Origin of the sequence: Qipengyuania vesicularis (assembly GCF_019711415.1) — a bacterium.
Taxonomy (GTDB): Bacteria; Pseudomonadota; Alphaproteobacteria; order Sphingomonadales; family Sphingomonadaceae; genus Qipengyuania; species Qipengyuania vesicularis.
This window is the reverse complement of record NZ_JAIGNJ010000001.1, coordinates 1-17,829: the sequence shown is the minus strand read 5'-3', so window position 1 is coordinate 17,829 and position 17,829 is coordinate 1. Positions and strand designations below refer to the sequence as shown.

General features: G+C 60.9%; 10 protein-coding genes. 6 read left to right on the top strand and 4 right to left on the bottom strand.

Annotated elements, in window-relative coordinates; translation table 11 throughout:
- Window positions 1-23: 23 nt before the first annotated feature.
- Window positions 24-1,100 (top strand): PEP-CTERM sorting domain-containing protein, encoded by a 1,077-nt coding sequence (locus tag K3146_RS00050; protein ID WP_221544190.1) that lies wholly within the window; start codon window positions 24-26, stop codon window positions 1,098-1,100.
- Here K3146_RS00050 and K3146_RS00045 read toward each other — a convergent pair.
- The 3 genes from K3146_RS00045 to K3146_RS00035 all read right to left on the bottom strand — a co-directional run bounded on the left by K3146_RS00045 (window position 1,087) and on the right by K3146_RS00035 (window position 7,219).
- Window positions 1,087-2,496 carry a lyase family protein gene (locus K3146_RS00045; protein WP_221544189.1) on the bottom strand — a complete coding sequence of 470 codons (1,410 nt, stop codon included), beginning with the start codon at window positions 2,494-2,496 and terminating at the stop codon, window positions 1,087-1,089. The two genes, K3146_RS00050 and K3146_RS00045, sit on opposite strands and share 14 nt — an antisense overlap.
- Window positions 2,497-2,505: 9 nt before the next feature.
- Window positions 2,506-3,978: an SLC13 family permease gene (locus tag K3146_RS00040; protein ID WP_221544188.1), complete on the bottom strand. Its 1,473-nt coding sequence runs from the start codon at window positions 3,976-3,978 to the stop codon at window positions 2,506-2,508.
- 118 nt (window positions 3,979-4,096) lie between these two features.
- Window positions 4,097-7,219 carry a TonB-dependent receptor plug domain-containing protein gene (locus K3146_RS00035; protein ID WP_221544187.1) on the bottom strand — a complete coding sequence of 1,041 codons (3,123 nt, stop codon included), beginning with the start codon at window positions 7,217-7,219 and terminating at the stop codon, window positions 4,097-4,099.
- A 141-nt stretch (window positions 7,220-7,360) separates the two neighbouring features.
- On the opposite strand from K3146_RS00035, the gene K3146_RS00030 reads away from it, so the two are divergent.
- The 4 genes from K3146_RS00030 to K3146_RS00015 all read left to right on the top strand — a co-directional run bounded on the left by K3146_RS00030 (window position 7,361) and on the right by K3146_RS00015 (window position 15,623).
- The gene (locus K3146_RS00030) at window positions 7,361-8,599 is read left to right on the top strand and encodes a TetR/AcrR family transcriptional regulator (RefSeq protein ID WP_221544186.1); all 1,239 of its coding nucleotides are present in this window, start codon (window positions 7,361-7,363) and stop codon (window positions 8,597-8,599) included.
- Window positions 8,600-8,883: 284 nt separating this feature from the next.
- Window positions 8,884-10,566, top strand: coding sequence for a BCCT family transporter (locus K3146_RS00025; RefSeq protein ID WP_221544185.1), 1,683 nt, complete (start codon window positions 8,884-8,886; stop codon window positions 10,564-10,566).
- 364 nt (window positions 10,567-10,930) lie between these two features.
- Window positions 10,931-13,573, top strand: coding sequence for a TonB-dependent receptor (locus K3146_RS00020; RefSeq protein WP_221544184.1), 2,643 nt, complete (start codon window positions 10,931-10,933; stop codon window positions 13,571-13,573).
- 82 nt (window positions 13,574-13,655) lie between these two features.
- A complete protein-coding gene (locus tag K3146_RS00015) occupies window positions 13,656-15,623 on the top strand; it encodes a tetratricopeptide repeat-containing sulfotransferase family protein (RefSeq protein WP_221544183.1) in 1,968 nt (655 codons plus the stop codon).
- Here the strand turns inward: K3146_RS00015 and K3146_RS00010 are convergent.
- Window positions 15,620-15,955 (bottom strand): tRNA-binding protein, encoded by a 336-nt coding sequence (locus K3146_RS00010; protein WP_221544182.1) that lies wholly within the window; start codon window positions 15,953-15,955, stop codon window positions 15,620-15,622. The two genes, K3146_RS00015 and K3146_RS00010, sit on opposite strands and share 4 nt — an antisense overlap.
- 85 nt (window positions 15,956-16,040) lie before the next feature.
- On the opposite strand from K3146_RS00010, the gene K3146_RS00005 reads away from it, so the two are divergent.
- On the top strand, window positions 16,041-17,264 hold the full coding sequence (locus K3146_RS00005) for an MFS transporter (RefSeq protein WP_221544181.1): 1,224 nt from the start codon (window positions 16,041-16,043) through the stop codon (window positions 17,262-17,264).
- Window positions 17,265-17,829: the final 565 nt, after the last annotated feature.

Below are 17,829 nucleotides of genomic sequence, written 5' to 3'. Positions count from 1 at the left end.
AATGGGACTTGAAAGGGAATGTGATGAGGAAGACGATATTAGGCCTGGCGCTCTTGGCGTCACCCACGGCTATCGCGGCCCAGGTCGTCGAAACCGCGACGATCACCAACCGATACGACTATCAGGTTGGTGATCAATCGGGCTCTGGTTCGGATAATGGCGGCACGACGGAAATCGACCGCTCGGTAGTCTCCGATACCGGAGGGGTTTCGGAGATGGGACTCTCGCTGACGGGGACGCTCGACAGCGGAAGCTTCTTCTTCCTCCAGGACGGAGCATGCGTGGGCGTGTGCTCGATCACGATGATCACCGAGGTCACCTTCTTCCTGACCAACCTCGGTTCGGATCCGGTCGACCTGCGTTTCGATTCCCAGATCACTCCAGGCCACCTGGCCAACTCCTTCCTGGAAGACGGCTCGAATTCGGTGGCCAGCTTCGATTTTACCGTCTCCCAGGAGCAGGGCATACGCCAAGGCCTGATTTATTCTGCCGACGGAGATGCGACGACCGCCCCGCTGACGCTCAACACCAGCGACGGTTCGAGCTTCAACAACCTCCTCTACGACACCAATTCCGATCCTGAATGGGACGTACTCGACTGGAGCGCGACCGACCTCTCGCTCCCGCTGGCAACGCTCGGCCCGGGACTGTCGACCGTGCTGACTTACACTTCGATCCTGACAATCGCGACGTCGCAGCCCGATTGCGCGGATCCCACCCTATGCGAGAGCTTCCAGGTCGCATTCGGCGATCCGAGGAACGCTGGGGGCATCAACGCCCTTGCAAGCATGAGCGCCGACAGCTTCGCATCATTCGCCTCGTTGCTTAATGCGACGGACGATCCGTTGACACCCGCGGTAGGCGCCGAATTCGACCCGTTCCAGGTCTTCTACCAATTTGTACAGGTGGATGCCCCTCCGCCCCTGCCATCCGGGCCAACGGGTACTGTGACCTATGGTACTAATTATCGCGGACCCGGCGGCGCAGTGCCCGAGCCTTCGACCTGGCTGATGTTGCTGCTCGGGTTCTTTGCGATCGGGGGGCTCGCGAGGCGTGAGCGCAAGAGGAAGGCAGGTTCCTCGGAGCTTATGGCCGGGTAGCGCACTCCAGCTCCGGCCGGGCTGCCTCGAGCATCGCGATGGTCCGCTCGACCTGCCCCGATGCGTCGCCGAGATAGGTCGAATAATCGAGAAGGCTATCGATGCGTCCTTCGAGATGAGGGGCCAGAACGGCATCCGCCAGTAGCTCGTCGCGGAACGACCTGCCGGTTGTCAGCGAGCGCTGCGCCGCCTGGGCGACATGCTCCTCGGCACGATCCTTGCCGATCACGTCCTTCAGGTCGAAGACGATGCGCTGGGCGAGGATCATCCCGTCGGTCTGCCCCAGATTTGCCCGCATCCTGTCCGGGTCGACCTGCAGGCGGCGCAGCAGGACCGAGAGGTCCCGGACGCTGGCCGCAGCATCGATCGATATCTGCTCGAGCGAACGGTTGGGGTGCGAGGTGTTATCGCGCTCGAAGAAATTTGCGACATCGTCGACCAGGACGCTCGCTTGGGCAGGTATAGTGCGGCCCAGGTGCATGAGGCTTTCCGAGCGACTGGGATTGCGCTTGTGCGGCATCGTACTGCTGCTGACTGCATCGCCAGGACGTTCCTCGTAAACCTCGCCGATATCGGTCATCTGGAGCATGAATACCTCCTGCCCGATCCCCGCATTCACGCGAGCAACCAGCGCCAGCGTCATGGCATACTCCGCAAAGACATCGCGCATCCCGTGCCAATCCGCTGGGTATAGAGGACCAAGCCCGAGATAGGCAGCCGCTCGCTGCTCCACCTCGACCGCCTGATCGCCGAGACCTAGATGGGTTCCCACCGCGCCCTTGACCACGCCGAGACGTCCGAGGCGACAATGGACCGCACCCAGACGATCGATATTCCTGCGGTTCGCATCTGCCCACACGGCCACCTTCTTGCCAAAGGTAATCGTCAGAGCGTGCTGGCCGAGAGTGCGCCCGACCATCGGCGTATCGCGATGTTCCTGCGCCAGCGCGATCATGGCGCGCTCGTTCGCGAACATACGTTCTCTCAGGCTCTGGATACTGCGACGTAACTGGAGGACCATGACTGCATCGTAGATGTCCACTGTCGTCGGGCCGAAATGCAGGGCGTTGCTTGCTTCAGGCGACAGCGAACGGCGCCAGACGTTGAGCAGCGCCACGAGCCGGTGACGGACAACATCGTACTCCGCCCTCCACTCCTCTACCGAGACCGTTTCAGGATTTGCGGTGCGAGCTATTTCGTCGGCAGCATCTTTCGGAATTATCCCAAGATCGGCTTGTGCCCGCGCAATTGCGACCTCGACCTCCATGACGAGGCGGTTGGTCTCTGCCTGTTCGAAGATCTCGGCGACGTCTTCCTGCGCAAGAGCAGATGTCGAAAAGGCCAGGCAGGCTGCTACGCCTGCAAGGAAACGGGTCGTAGCGCGAAGCCTTGCCATATCGCGCGTCTAGCCGAAAACCATCGGGACGAGATAGAGCGAAACCACCGTCAGCACCGCAACGCCGATAAGGTTGAGCACGACGCCCGCGCGCATCATTCGTGGGATGGAAACCGAACCCGAACTGAAGACGATCGCATTGGGCGGAGTGGCCACGGGAAGCATGAAGGCGCAGCTGGCAGCGAGGGTGACCGGCACCACGAAGAGCAGCGGGTCCTGGCCCGTTTCGACCGCAACGGCTGCCATGACCGGCAGAAACGTCGCAGTGGTCGCGAGGTTGCTGGTCAGTTCGGTGAGGAAAATCACCAGCAGCGTCGCGGCCACCACAAGAACCGCGATATTGATTGCACCAAGCGGCGCCAGCGACTGGCCGATCCATTGGGTCAAGCCGGACTGGGTCATCGCTCCAGCCAGCGCGAGACCACCGCCGAACAGTATGAGCACGCCCCACGGCAGGTCGCGCGTATCTTCCCAGCACACTAGCGCGCCGCTCCGCGATCCGGCCGGCAGGATGAATGCTGCAAGTGCCACAGCCATCGCGATACCGGCGTCGGTAACACCTTCGAGACCAAGTCTCCCCTCGAGCGGCGAGCGCAGGATCCACGCGGCGACAAGTACCAGGAAAAGGATGCCCACGCGCTTCTCCGCGGTGGTCGCCTTCCCCAGATCGCTACCCAGCCGGGCGAGGTGTGCACGCGCGTCGTCGGTGGATCGGAAGCCGACCTTGAACACGAGCCGCGTCAACACGATCCATGTCAGTGGCAGCATGATAACCGTGACCGGCACGCCGACCAGCATCCAGCGCGCAAAATCGATCGTGATGCCATAATTGCTTTCGAGGAAGCCCGACATGAAAGCATTGGGAGGCGTGCCAACCAGCGTCGCAACACCGCCCAGCGTCGCGCCGTAAGCAAGGCCCAGGAGCAGGGCAGTCTCGAAATCGGAGCGCTGGACCGGGGTTAGTTCGCTCATCCCCTCCCGGATCACGACGATGACCGACATGGCGATCGGCAGCAGCATCAACGCCGTGGAGGTGTTGGAAATCCACATGCTGATTAGCGCTGCCGCGAGCATGAAACCGCCGATCAGGGATCGGCCGTCCATCCCGGCGAGGTGGAAGATGCGAAGTGCGACCCTCCGGTGGAGCCCCGATCGTTCGATGGCGAGCGCCATGACAAAGCCCCCGAAGAACAGGTAGATGATCGGATGGGCGTAGAGCGGTGCAGTCTCGGCCATCGGCAGGACGCCGAGAAACGGGAAAAGGACCATCGGAAGGAATGCCGTCACCGAGATTGGGACCGCCTCGGTGCCCCACCAGATCGCCATTAGTGCGGCGATGGCGGCCGTCCTGACGCCCGCTTCCGACAAGCCCTCGGGATGGAAGAACGCAAGAAGTCCAAGGGCAGCAACCGGCCCCAGTACGAGGCCGATACGCTGGTGAAGCGCAATGTCCGACCTCGGGCCCGCATCAGTGGTGGTCATCCAGCCGTCCTACCCTGCTTCCCGACAGTGCCCGTGCCCTGTCCGGGTGCGGCGACAACGGGAAAATGCTACGTGAGAATGCGGAGCGAGCGGCCTAGGACCGCCCGCTCCGTGGTGTTTAGAAGTTCTTGCGAATTTCGAAAGTGAATTGACGTCCGCGGGCATTGTGAAGTCCGCTGAAGAAGCCATAGCTTTGGTCGGCAAGAGGCGGCGCTTCACCGGTGATGTTGTTCACCCCGAACCGCAGGCGGGTGCCATCGATCGCAGTTCCGTTCTCGATGGTGTAACTGATCGCCGCATTCATGGTGAACCAGTCGTCCACGCGATAGAGCGCTCCCGGATCGGGGTTGGCATTGCCGTTGATGTCGGTCGCATTCTGCGTGACGCTGGAATCGTAGACCCCGCCAACGTAGCGGCCGAACCAGGTGACTCGCACCGGACCGGAGCGCCAGTTGACCCCGCCGGTCCAGCGCCATTTCGGACGCCCGTTCTGTTCGCGCTGCTCGCCGATATTGTCGATCACGATGCTCTCTGGCAGCGTGCCGTCGGCCACTGCATCAAGCAATTCCTGACCGTCCGGACCCGGCGACTGGAAGAAGCTATCGAGCAAGGCGGCATTGAACTGCAGGCTGAAATCGCCGGCACCGAAATCGGGTATCTGATAATCCATCCCGAAGTCCCAACCCTTGACGATCCGGCTGTCGAGATTGCGATAGGGATCGAGCACCTGGATGACATCGCCTGCCGGGTCGAGCCCGGTACCAGCGAACAGGTCGATCCGGTCCTGATCGGGCGTGTCGCGGATGACGTTGGGGTTGGTCGAACCCTGCAGTCGGCGCAAGAGATCCAGCGCCAGCGCATTGTCATCCCCGAATACCCCGACGATACCTTTCTGCTCGACGCGCCAGTAATCGGCAGTGAGCGTCAGGCCGGGCAGGAATGTCGGGGTGACGACCACGCCGACATTGATGCTCTCTGTATCCTCCGGTTTGAGCACGTTCGTACCCGTCCGCAGGCTGACAGTGCCGGTGCCCGTGCAATCGTCGAACGTATCGATATCGCCCTGGAGGATCTCGGCATAGCAGCGCACGTAATCGTCACGCGTGTTCACGCGGGTCGTACCAAGATCGTTCACCTGCACCAGGTTCGGTGCGCGGAAACCCTGCGACCAGGCGCCGCGGACCATGAGGCTGTCGAATAGCGACCAAGACGCCGCGACACGCGGGACTATTGCGGTTTCCTTGATGTCGTCGAAACGTTCGAAGCGCCCGGCCAGCTGGATGCTCAGATTCTGGATCAGAGGAATGTCCATATCGTCCGACACGAGCGGGACGAAGACTTCCGCGAAGCCAGAATAGACGTTCCGATCGCCGCTCGTGTCCGGGGACGGGCTCGAATTCATCACGTCGCTGCCGAAGAAGTCTCCGGTAACGGAATCGGTGAAGGTTATCGTGCCATCGAGGCGCGGATCGCGATCATCCTCGAATGTCTCGCGCCGGAACTCGATGCCGGTGGCGATGCCGACTGGTCCACCCGGCAGGGTGAAGAGATCGTCACGCGATACCTTGAAGTCCCAGAGCGCAAGCGTGGTCTCACCCTTGCGGAAAACGTCGATGCGGATGCCGTCGAGAATGGATTCCGCATTTGGCGTGCAATCGCCATTGGCAGGCGCCACCTCGCGATCGGGGAAATAGCAGCCTCCGTTGAACGGATTGTAGGCGTCCGGGGTAGAGCGGTTGATCGCATCCTGGAACGCGGTGTTCGAAATCCGATTGCGGGTCAGGTCTGTCTTGTTGGCGTGACTATAGAGGAAGCCCGTGTCGAAATCCCACGCCCCGAATTCACCGCGCAGGCCGAGCACGGCGCGGTAGACGTCCTTGGTCACCTCAATCTGGCGCAGCCCCGCATCGAGGACGCGATAGCGCTCCAGAATGACGTCGCGCCCGTCAGGCCCGACGCCGTCAATGCCGCTCTGCAGGCGGTTCGGATTGGGTGAGCCGTCGGGGAAGAACTCCGCGCCGAACGGGTTCCAGTAGGCATCCCGCGAAATGCCGATGGGAACAGCGCTGAGAAGCGCGCTACCCTGGCTCTGGCGATTGCTTTCGGAACGATAGTAGGATCCTTCCCAGTAGAGCTCGAGACCAGCTCCGAACTCATGGGTCAGCAAGGTGCTGAAATTGTAGCGATCCTTTTCCGAATAGAGGTCGCGATCGGCGTCGAGGTCGTAACGCAGGGCGACATCGACGGAGGTGCCATTGTCGGCACAGATACCGTTGCCAAGGTCAAGCCGGCACCCGCTGAAACTGTCTGGCTGGATCTGGAAGTCGTCGTCACCAATGTCCGTCGCTGTCCGCGCTCCGGAACCCTGGATATCAAACTGCCCCCAGGGCGTGAACGTCGACGTGTTACGGAAATTGGTGTCCTGCTCGTAGGGCGTGCCGACCAGTCGTGGGTCGAAACGGCGATCGCTGCTGCGCGAATAGAAGCGGTCGCTGGCAGGCGCCCCATTCTCATGGAAGTAGTTGCCGTAAACCGTGAAGTTCGTCCGGCCATCGTTGAAATCGAAGCCGATCCCGCCACGCAGGCTGAAATTGTACAATCCGATGCCATCGGAGAGGCGATAGTTCGCCTGGAGGAACCCGCCATCCAGTCCCCCCTTGAGCACGGTGTTGACCACACCGGCTACCGCATCCGCGCCGTAAATGGCCGATGCGCCGTCGCGCAGCACTTCCACCCGGCGCACGCTGCCCGGGCTGATGGTGTTGGTGTCGGGGGAAACCACCGGCACCAGCAGTTCGGTCTGGAAACCGGGGTCGTTCACCATCCTGCGACCATTCAGCAACAGCAGGGTATTGCCCGTTCCCAGGGCGCGCAGGTTGATCGAAGCCACGTCGCCGCGCACGCCATTGATACCACCGGTCGTATTCTGCTCGTTGAAAGCGACGAAGCCCGCCTGCGGAATCGCCCGGAACAGCTCGTCGCCCGAACCCGGATTGATCGCTTCGATCTGCTCTTCGTCGACACGCGTGACCGGAAGCACATCGTCGATCCGGGCCCCACGAATCTGAGAACCCGTAACGATGATAAGATCGTCCTCATCCTCTTCGGCGGCGTCGGAAGCGACCGTATCGTCGGCCTCCTCACCCTCGTTTGCCTGCTGTGCCGCTAGCGGTGTCGCCCCGACCATTGCCGCCAGAGCGAGCGCCGATCCGCACAGAAGCGAAGTGCGTCGAAAATTCATGTGATCCTCCCCGTTCTTTCTTGGGCCTGAAGCTACGGGAAACTTGAACCCAGTCAAGGAAGTTTGTACACCTCGTTCAGTTTTTGCGCAGCGGATCATTTCCCGCTTGTGCTTGGGGGTCTCTCAGGAAAGATGTGCAGCATGGCGGTAACGACACTGCGCAAGGCCGAGCGAGACGATAAGCGCGAGCTGATTCTCGCCGAGGCCAGCGCGCAGTTCAACGAGCATGGCTTTCACGATGTCCGGCTGGAAGACATCGCCGAGGCGCTCGATGCCACCAAGGCCAGCATCAGCTACCATTTCGACTCCAAAGGCGCGCTGCTCGAAGCGGCCTATATGCGAACTTGCGATCTTCTCGACGGCTTCATCGACTCGGCGCGCGAAGAGACCGGCGGTATCGCGCAGGCGGGCACCTGGATCAGGCAGGTTGGCCAGATGCAGTCACAGGCGCAGATCAACGCCCGCGCGCAGCCCGCAATTCTGAACGACCTGAATGCTCTGGGCGAGCCAGCACACAATCGGGTCGCCGCCCGCATCGCAGCACAGCTCGAAGCTATCGAGAAGTTCCTTTCCTCCGCTTCGTCCCAGGGGAGCAGCCGCGGCGCGACTTTGCTATTGTGGACAATGCCTGCCTGGATCGGGCCGTGGCTCGCAGCCATTCCGGCTCGGCGTCACGAACGGCAGATCGAAGCCCTTGTTCGCCTCCTGCGCGATGGCATTGCGAAGGGCAGCGAGGCCATGGACCCGCCGTCGCTCCAGCTCTCAAACGGAACAACCGATCTCCTGTTCAATCGGGAAGAGCGCAACCGGCTGAAGCGCGACGCCTTCGAGCGTGCTGGCATCCGCAGCTTCAACCAGCGCGGCTATGCCGGATTTTCCCTGAATGCCCTCGCCGACGACCTTGGCGTCAGCCGCGGCACATTCTACTACACATTCGCCGACAAGGACGAGCTTCTCGAATCCTGCGCCCGGCGATCGCATGCGCGCATCCTGGCGATCCTGGATTCGATCGATGCGGCGCCCGGCCCTGTCCTCCCCAGGATCGAAGCCGGCCTGGCCAAGCTTTATTCGGAACACGTCTCCAATCTCGAGCCCATGCTGAGGGCGTGTATCTACACGTCACTGCCAAGCGCGAGGGAGGCAATCGCAGAAGCCGAATGGCAAGGCATCGCTGCGCGCATGGCGCGTCTCCTCGCCGAGAGTTCCGAAGAGGGCAGCCGACGCGAGACGCAAGTAGAGAAGCTCGAGCTACTGATCCTCGCAGCCCTGCGGAATATCACAGTCAGCGCCGGCCTCGTCGGCACGATGGGCGGCAACCCTTTCAGCACCGTCGCCGCAACCGACTATTTCGCCCCCTTCTTCCGCGGAATTTCCACGTAGATTGAGCCGGCAAGCTCGCCATGCAAACAATAGCGGTCTTACGAGTACGACCCGACATGGATTGCAGGGCGCCCATGCTTCTCTGGTCTACTAGTGTTCCCAAGATCGGTTGAAGCAAGACGCAACCCTTGGCGATCCCGGTGCGACAACTGCCACTCCGCCCGAGCCGAGTTTGCATTGTTCGGGCCGTTATCTATGCTTCGGTGAACCTTCATGCGCGGCAAGATTGCATCCGTTCGCGCTTTCCCTTGCCTCAGCGCGCAGCCCGACAGGATGATCATCCCATGCACTCCATTGACGACGCTCCCGTAGCGCCGCCGCTCGTCGAACTGCCCATCGATACGCATGATCGCGGCTTTTACGACGGTTTCAGTCGGGCCGTGACGATCCCTTCGAAGATCATCGTGTCGCTGATCATCATGTGGGCGATCTTCTTTCCGGTCAGCGCCAGCGAAACACTGAGTGCGGCCAATTCGACGATCATTGCCAGCTTCTCGGGCTGGTATGTCTACCTGGTTGCTTCGCTGATGGCCGTCTGCTTCCTGCTTGCACTGTGGCCCGCATCGGGGCGCCTCAAGATCGGCGCGCAAGATGAGGCGCCGGAGTTCGGGCGGTTCTCCTGGTTCGCCATGTTGTTCGGGGCCGGCATCGGGATCGGGATGCTGACCTATTCTACGGGCGAGCCACTCGCGCATTTCGCAAACAATCCGGATATCATTCGCGGAACGATCGAGCCGCTGTCCGCAGAAGCGGTCAGGCCCGCCTATATATACACCTTCCTGCACTGGGGGTTCGCGGCCTGGGGCAGCTACGCGTTGGTGGGGCTTGCGATTGGCTATGTCGCCTATCGCCGCAACCTGCCCCTTACGATCCGCAGCGCGCTGGCGCCGCTGTTCGGGCTGCGCATGTCGGGCATATGGGGACATGTGATCGACATCGTCGCCGTGGTCGCGACGATCCTTGGCGTGGCCGTCACGATGGGCTTCGGGGTCGAGCAATTCGTAGCCGGCCTGGCGCGGCTTGGCCTTGGCGACTGGCTGCTGGATTCCGACGGGTCGTCTTCGGCCATGGCGGTCGTCATTTCACTGCTGGTGCTCGTCGGAGCTTCGACCATCAGCGCGCTTTCGGGCGTGGGCAAGGGCATCAAGTGGCTGTCCAACCTCAATATGGCGCTATCCTTCGCCCTCTTGGCCCTTTTCGCAATTGTGGGTTCGGGCCTGCTGGGACTGGAATACCTGTTCGTCGGGCTGTGGGACTATCTCCGCACGCTGGTGCCCAATTCGCTGACGCTGTTTCCCGGCGGCGGTGAGACCGGAGATGCGCTGGTGCAATGGCAGCTCGACTGGTCGGTCTTCTACTGGGCCTGGTGGATCGCATTCGCGCCCTTCGTGGGGATGTTCATCGCGCGCATTTCACGCGGACGGACTGTGCGGGAATATGTCCTTGGCGTTGTGCTCGTGCCCTCGCTCATGTGCTTTGTCTGGATGACGCTGGTTGGCGGAACGGCGATCAATCTCGAGCTCAGCGGTGCAGCCGGCGGTTCGATCGTCGGCACCGGAATTTCGGACCAGCTCTTCGCTACGCTTTCGGTTTTGCTGTCGCCGGGTGTCGCGGGAGTGGTGTCCGGGCTCGTCGTATTGCTGCTGATGACCTATCTCGTGACATCGGCCGACAGTGCGATCCTGATCGTGAACACGATCAATGGCGCGGGGGAGACAGAGGGCCAGCGCCGTTACCACATCCTGTTCTGGGGCGCCGCATTGGCCTTCGTCGTCGGTTCGATGCTGATCCTTGGCGGGATTGATGCGATCCGGATCACGATGATTATCGGTGCGCTGCCGTTCTCCTTTGTGGTCGCTCTGATGGCGATTTCCATCATCAAGGCAGTGGTGTTCGACATCCGGCGCAAACGCCACGGAGTGCCGACTACTGCCGAAGGATGTGCAGAATGGAGCGCAGCAAAGTAAAGACTGAACAAGAGTTTGCACTAAAGAATCGCAAACGCGTCGAATAGAAAGATTGCTATTTGAAACTACTTTAAATTGCTCTTGAGCGTAAAACCGTAAAATGACACACTTCGAAGTAAAAATACAATTGATAAACAGATTTCGAATTTGAAGCTTAATCTATTCTTCCCTTAGAATGGATATGTTGTCCTTTCGCAACAGACTCCAATTCATTCGGAAAATTGCCCGGGAGACGGTGGCCGGGCTGCAATCGCGACCCTATTGATTTCGTCGAGCGGGATTGTGCCTCAATCCCGATCACGAATATTTGCCCGCCGTCCGGTCGGGTGCAAAATCAAGGTCCGAATTGGGGGAATCTTCCAAAATGAAGACATTTGTAAGCGGCGCGTCCGTAAGCGCGCTCGCCATTGCCATCGCTGCACCTGCCGTCGCGCAGGACACCACCGCACAGACCGACGCGCCCGCGCAGCAACAGCGCCAGGGCGGGGTTCAAACCATCGTCGTGACCGCGCAGAAACGTAGCGAAGATCTGCAGGACGTGCCCGTCTCGGTCGCGGCGATCGGTGAGGAACAGCTCGACGAGCTCGGTATCGACACGTTCGAGGATTACTTGGAGCAGCTGCCTACCGTCACTGCCGGCGGGAGCGGCCCGGGGCAGAGCACGATTTATATCCGCGGCCTTGCCTCGACCACGCCGAACCTAACGACCGCCGGTGTGGCTGGCCTTGCCCCGAACGTGTCGCTCTATCTCGACGAGCAGCCGCTGGCGCAGCCCGGCCGTAACCTCGACGTATACGCGGCCGACCTGGAGCGTATCGAAGTCCTCTCCGGTCCGCAGGGCACGCTGTTCGGTGCCAGCTCGCAGGCCGGTGTGGTTCGCCTGATCACCAACAAGCCCGACCTGTCCGGTTTCGACGCCAGTGTCGATGCAGGCCTTTCCTTCACCGATGGCGGCGAAGCGAGCTACAAGGGCGAGTTCATGATCAACGCGCCCGTGAGCGACACCATCGCCTTGCGCGGGGTCGTCTATTACGAGCACCAGGGCGGCTATATCGACAATGTCGCAGGCACGGTCGATGCCAGCGAGAGCGCCCGTTTCCGTCCAGAAGGCACAGTCCGCGCCAATGGCGTTCCGGTCAGCGCGCTACGCGCCGGTTTCCAGCAGAACGCAGACCTCAGCGGTGTCACCTTCATCGCCGCCGACAATGCTGCGCTGGTCGAGGAAGACTTCAACGACACCAGCTATCTCGGCTTCCGCGGCACGGCGCTTTGGGAAATCACGCCCGATTGGACCATCACTGTCGCGCACACGCAGCAGGAAGTGGAAAGCGACGGGGTCTTCTTCGCCGATCCGGAACTCGACGGTCTCGATGATCTGCAGATCCAGCGCTACGAAGAAGACCGGCTGAACGACGAATTTTCGAACACATCCTGGACCGTCGAAGGTCGTCTCGCGATGCTCGATATCGTGTATACTGGCGCATATACCGATCGCCGTACGCAGCAGAATGTAGACTACACCGATTACCTCTACGTGGGACAGTACCTGCCGTACTATATCTGCGACACGGCAGTCGTGTACCCCGGCTATGTCACCAACGCTCCGGCAGATCCGACCTGCTACGCACCGAACCTCGCCGTGGACTCGACTACGGATACGACAGTGTTCACGCAGGAGCTGCGCTTCAGCACGCCCGACGACTGGCGCTTCCGCTTCACCGGTGGTGCGTTCTACAGCGATCTCGAGCTGAAAGAGCTCAACAACTTCAACTACTTCTCGAATGTGCAGGTGCGCGGTTCGGACGGTGTGACCACGGGCTTCCTGCCCAACTATCCGCTGACCGACATCACTGCGCCTCCGGGTGAGATCAATTCGGCCGCAGCAGGATATTTCAGCGACCCCGGACCGTTCGCTCCCGAAACCATTTTCCGCAACGACATCCTCCGGACCGACGAGCAGATCGGCATCTTCGGCGAGGCGAGCTTCGACATCGTGCCGGATATCCTGACGATTACCGGCGGCGCGCGTTACTACAACGTCGAGGTCGATCTTGCGGGCAGTGCGAACAGCTCGTTCTTCAACCTCAACTCGCCTGTCTTCGGCGCCAACACCGGCGTCCCGGCCGACCAGCGTGTCGACCAGCAGCGGGCGGGTACGAATATCTCGTTCCAGTTCGGTGGCAACGGCCCGGTCGGGGCCCCCGACGTGGCGAAGGCGGAAGGCGTGATCTTCAAGGGCACGCTAACCTACACGCCTACGCCGGACCTGCTGTTTTATGGCACCTATTCGGAAGGCTATCGACCGGGACTCCTCAACCGTCCCGGCGGCGCTACCAATGGCGCCGGCTTCACGGTTCCCTACGAGCTCGATACCGACGAGGTGGCGAACTACGAGCTGGGCTGGAAGCTCGACCTTGCCGATGGGCAGGTGCGTTTCAACGGCAGCGCCTTCTACGTCGATATCACCAATCTGCAGACCACCATCTTCGACCCCTCGATCACCAACCTGTTCTTCTCGGCGAACGCTGCGAATGCGGAGATCATGGGTATCGAAGGCGACTTCACTTATGCACCCTACTCGGTGCCGGGGCTGACTGTTGCGGGCGCTTTTTCGATCCTCGACACGGAAATCACCGAGGTGCTAATCCCGACACAAGACGTGGTCGTGGGTGAAGACCTGGCTTTCGCGCCGAGCTTCCAGGGCAATCTGCGTCTCCGCTACGAATGGGACCTTTCGAGCGACTGGATGGCCTTCATCCAGCCACAGGTTTCGTACTCGGCATCGAAGTTCACCGATGTGATCGAGATCAACAAGCTCGAACTTGACAGCTACACGATCGCCAACCTGTCCGCAGGCGTGAAGAGCGACCAGTGGAGCGTCGAACTCTACGCCGACAATCTGTTCGATGAGCGAGCACAGATCTCGGGCAACTTCGTCAACGATCGCGCACGGATCACCACCAACCGCCCGCTCACCGTGGGGCTGCGGGTCGGCTTCGATTACTGATCGGCGAAGCTAATCGAAGAACTGGCGGCGGGAGCGGGCTTGGGCATCGCTTCCGCCGCTTTCGCTTGTTAAGGGCACACGCATGACGGCGCGTGAGAGTACATTGAAGGCAGCGCAGCAGGCGCTTCAGGCGGGCGACTTTGCACGCGGTGCAGAGCTCGCGGACGAGATGCTGGCCAATGCGCCGGACGACACCGAGGCGCGTTATATGGCGGCCGTCTCTGCACGTTATCTCAAACAGTTCGGCCGCGCGCAGAGCCATTTGCAGGCCCTTCACCATGCCATGCCCGAATACGGCCGCGCCTGGCAGGAGGCCGGGCACCTTGCCCGCGCACAGGGCCGCAGGGATGATGCGATCGCTGCCTATTCGCTGGCGACGCGCCTCAACCCCGCACTCGATGCGAGTTGGCGTGCATTGGCAGATGAACTTCAAGGGGCTAGCCGCATGGCTGAGGCCGCCGCCGCCAAGGCACAGGCCGAGCGTATCGCCGCGCTACCACGCGAGCTGGTGGCAGTTACACACCACCTTCACGAAGGGCGCTTGCTGCGGGCAGAGGAAATCTGTCGCCATTTCCTGCGCGCCAATCCGAGGAATGTGGAAGGCATGCGCCTGCTCGCGCAGATCGGCATCAAGCTGGGCATCCTCGACGATGCCGAGTTCCTGCTCGACAGCGCAGCAGCATTCGAGCCGGACAATGTGCAGGTGCGTCTCGACTATATCGATGCGCTTCGCCGGCGCCAAAAATTCGAGAAAGCACGCGATGAGGCAGAGGGCTTGTACGCCCGCGATCCGGAAAACCCGCTGTTCCAATCGCATCTCGCGATCGAGAGCATGCAGACAGGCGACTTCGACCGCGCTTTCGAACTGTTCGACGCGGTGCTCGAAAAACTGCCGGGAGATGCCGCCACGCTCACCAGCCGCGGCCATGCACTCAAGACGACGGGTAAGCAGGAAGCGGCGGTCGCTAGCTACCGCGCCGCCTTTGCCGCAAAGCCCGACCATGGCGACGCCTATTATGCACTTGCAAACTTGAAGACCTACAGCTTTCCCGACGAAGAGATCGCAGCAATGCGGGCGCAGGTGGAGAGACCCGAACTGGGCTTCATGGACCGGGTCCACCTCTCCTTTGGCCTCGGCAAGGCATATGAAGATCGCGGGGAATATGAAGAATCCTTCCGTTTTTACGACGAGGGCAATGCGCTCAAACGCGCCCAGACCCGCTACAGTGCCGATGCGATGAGCGAGGAGCTTTCACGGCAGGCAGAGATCTGCACGAAGGAGCTCTTCGATTCCCACTCGGGTGCAGGGCATGCGGCGCCCGACCCAATTTTCATCCTCGGCCTTCCGCGCGCCGGCTCGACGTTGTTGGAGCAAATTTTGGCGAGCCACAGCCAGGTCGACGGAACGATGGAACTGCCCAATATCCTCGCCCTTGCCCACAAACTGCGCGGTCGCAGGGCGGGCCAGTCGAACTATCCGGAGGTGCTTCACGACCTGTCGCTCGAGCAGCTTGCGCAATTCGGTCAGCAGTTCATCGAGGAAACCCGCGTCCATCGGCAGGGCGCACCCTTCTTTATCGACAAGATGCCGAACAACTTCCGTCACATCGGCCTGATCCACCTTATCCTGCCGAACGCGAAGATCATCGACGCCCGCCGCGCGCCGATGGATTGCTGTTTCTCCGGCTTCAAACAGCTGTTCGCCGAAGGGCAGGAGTTCACCTACGGGCTAACCGAAGTCGGTCGTTACTACTCCGACTACGTCGCACTGATGGAACACTGGGACAATGTACTCCCAGGCAAGATCCTGCGTGTGCACCACGAGGACGTACTCGACGATCTGGAAGGTCAGACGCGCCGAATCCTGGAATACTGCAACCTCCCTTTCGAAGAAGCCTGTCTCGACTTCCACAAGTCGAAGCGAGCAGTTCGCACCGCCAGCAGCGAGCAGGTACGCCAACCGATCAATCGCAGCGGGCAGGATGCCTGGAAGCCCTATGAGCCCTGGCTCGAACCGCTAAAGGATGCGCTCGGCCCCCTGGCGCTTTAGGCCAATCGCGCGCCATCGGGTGCATCACCCGGCGAAGCGAGCACGATCCTGCCGTCCGCATCGGGGAATCCAAGCACGAGAACTTCCGACATGAAGGGGCCGATCTGGCGGTGAGGGAAATTCACCACGGCCATGACCTTGCGCCCGACCAGATCCGCCGGCGCATAGAGATCGGTGATCTGTGCAGAGCTCTTTTTCACCCCGATCTCGGCGCCGAAATCTACGCGAAGCTTTATCGCCGGCTTCCGGGCCCCTGGAAAGGGATCCGCGGCGATCACGGTGCCGCTGCGGATGTCCACCTTGAGAAAATCATCGAAGCCTATCTGGTCCATTACGTCGGCCTAACGGTCCACCGCCTCGATGTCGAACCGTGCGTTGGGCTTGAAGCGATCGCCGGGCGAGAATACGGGCGCAATTATGATGTCGTCCGCCTATCCCGTTCGCGCACTTCTCGTCGCGATCTTCATCCTCATGATGGGGAGCGGATTTCTTTCGACGCTGATCGCAATCAGGCTTGAGCTTGCCGGAGCTTCGGCGGGGATCATCGGGCTTGTCGCGACCAGCTACTTTGCCGGGCTGATGCTGGGATCGCTTCGGGTCGAGAAAGTCATTACCCGCATCGGCCATATTCGTGCCTTTGCCGCTTTCGTGACCGTCTATTCGGCGAGCAGCCTGACCTACGCGATCATCGATCACCCCGGCGTGTGGACGGCGCTGCGCTTCATCGACGGATTTGCGATGGCCGGCGTGTTTGTTTGCCTCGAAAGCTGGCTGAACCAGCAGGCGAGTCCGCAAAACCGTAGCGCAGTGCTCGCCTTCTACATGATCGCGCTCTATTGCGGGCAAGCGGCTGGGCAATTCCTGCTCAACCTTGGCGATAATGCACCCGACCTTCCGTTCATGGTGTCGGCTATCCTGCTGTCGATCGCCCTCTTGCCCGTCCTGCTTACGCGCATGGAACAGCCCCGTATCGAAGCTGTCGCGCCTTTTTCCTTGCGTCGGCTATACAAGGCATCGCCCCTAGGCATTGTCGGCACGCTGATGACGGGGGCGATGCTGGGCGCCTTCTATGCATTGGGCGCAGTCTACATACAGCGGATCGGCATGGGCCTGTCGCAGGTCGCGCTTTTCACGTCGTGCGTCATCGCAGGCGGGGTCGCTCTGCAATATCCACTCGGCCTGCTTTCCGATCGCTTCGACCGGCGGTTGATAGTCATCCTGTGCTTCGTGGCCGCTGCAGCAGTGTGCGCGGCCATCGCCCTGCTTCCGCTGGGGCCCACCGGAACGATTGCACTGGGCAGTCTGTTCGGCGGCTTTGCTTTCGCCCTCTACCCCTTGTGTGTGGCGCATTCGAACGACCACCTTACCGAAGAGGAGCGGATATCCGCCAGCGGTGGTCTCGTTCTTGTCTATTCCGCAGGAGCGGTGGCCGGCCCGCTTGTCGGTTCGGCCGGAATGGGCGCGTTCGGCCCTACCGGACTCTTCATAATCATCGGAGCTCTCGCCGCATGGGGCGGCGCGTTCGGTATCTGGCGATTGGCAATGCGCGCGGCCGTTCCGGGAGAATTGCAGCAGACATTCCAAAGCCTGCCGAGAACCACTCCGATGGCTGCTGTCCTTGAGGCGGAGGGCGATGGCTGATGGATGGGCGACGGTTTGCGGTCTAGTAATTTGCAGGGTCGGCACGATCCCGCCCCAACTCCGACCTCCGCGAATGTCGTTTATCTCCGACCTAAAGCCGGAAAGCTGAATGTCACCAGATCAACCAGTATCGGACAATGGCGGTACCAACTATCGGAGCAAAGCTGCCGGTCCGCTTTTAGGCATTCTTGAGAATAATTTGATCTTCCGAAATGAGGCGAAGCGGTCACCTGCCCCGCCATACGGCCCAAAAGTTCTCAGCAGTCGTCTATAGGGGCACCAAGAACTGGGGTTTCCGCCATCGTTAAAGGTGGTGCGCTTACGTGACCCACACATTCCGTACAATGGCTTGATATTTTTTAATTTCTTTTCAAGAGCAATCACAAGTGCCCCCCAAAAGTGCCCCCGCACTTGGTCTATTGTCGGCGATTTGGCAGGCTAATGTCAGCTAATATCACCTGCGGGAATGCATTGAGGTTCCGCTGTTGGGGTGGAAAGCGGCCATTCGCCGGATCGCATGATCGAGGTTCGCTAGGTTTAGAAGCAGACCCGTGCTGGACGGATC

Excerpts from the sequence above, each read along its gene's own strand:
- K3146_RS00050 (WP_221544190.1), top strand. The coding sequence starts at position 24 with ATGAGGAAGACGATATTAGGCCTGGCGCTCTTGGCGTCACCCACGGCT.
- K3146_RS00045 (WP_221544189.1), bottom strand. The coding sequence starts at position 2,496 with ATGGCAAGGCTTCGCGCTACGACCCGTTTCCTTGCAGGCGTAGCAGCC.
- K3146_RS00040 (WP_221544188.1), bottom strand. The coding sequence starts at position 3,978 with ATGACCACCACTGATGCGGGCCCGAGGTCGGACATTGCGCTTCACCAG.
- K3146_RS00035 (WP_221544187.1), bottom strand. The coding sequence starts at position 7,219 with ATGAATTTTCGACGCACTTCGCTTCTGTGCGGATCGGCGCTCGCTCTG.
- K3146_RS00030 (WP_221544186.1), top strand. The coding sequence starts at position 7,361 with ATGGCGGTAACGACACTGCGCAAGGCCGAGCGAGACGATAAGCGCGAG.
- K3146_RS00025 (WP_221544185.1), top strand. The coding sequence starts at position 8,884 with ATGCACTCCATTGACGACGCTCCCGTAGCGCCGCCGCTCGTCGAACTG.
- K3146_RS00020 (WP_221544184.1), top strand. The coding sequence starts at position 10,931 with ATGAAGACATTTGTAAGCGGCGCGTCCGTAAGCGCGCTCGCCATTGCC.
- K3146_RS00015 (WP_221544183.1), top strand. The coding sequence starts at position 13,656 with ATGACGGCGCGTGAGAGTACATTGAAGGCAGCGCAGCAGGCGCTTCAG.
- K3146_RS00010 (WP_221544182.1), bottom strand. The coding sequence starts at position 15,955 with ATGGACCAGATAGGCTTCGATGATTTTCTCAAGGTGGACATCCGCAGC.
- K3146_RS00005 (WP_221544181.1), top strand. The coding sequence starts at position 16,041 with ATGATGTCGTCCGCCTATCCCGTTCGCGCACTTCTCGTCGCGATCTTC.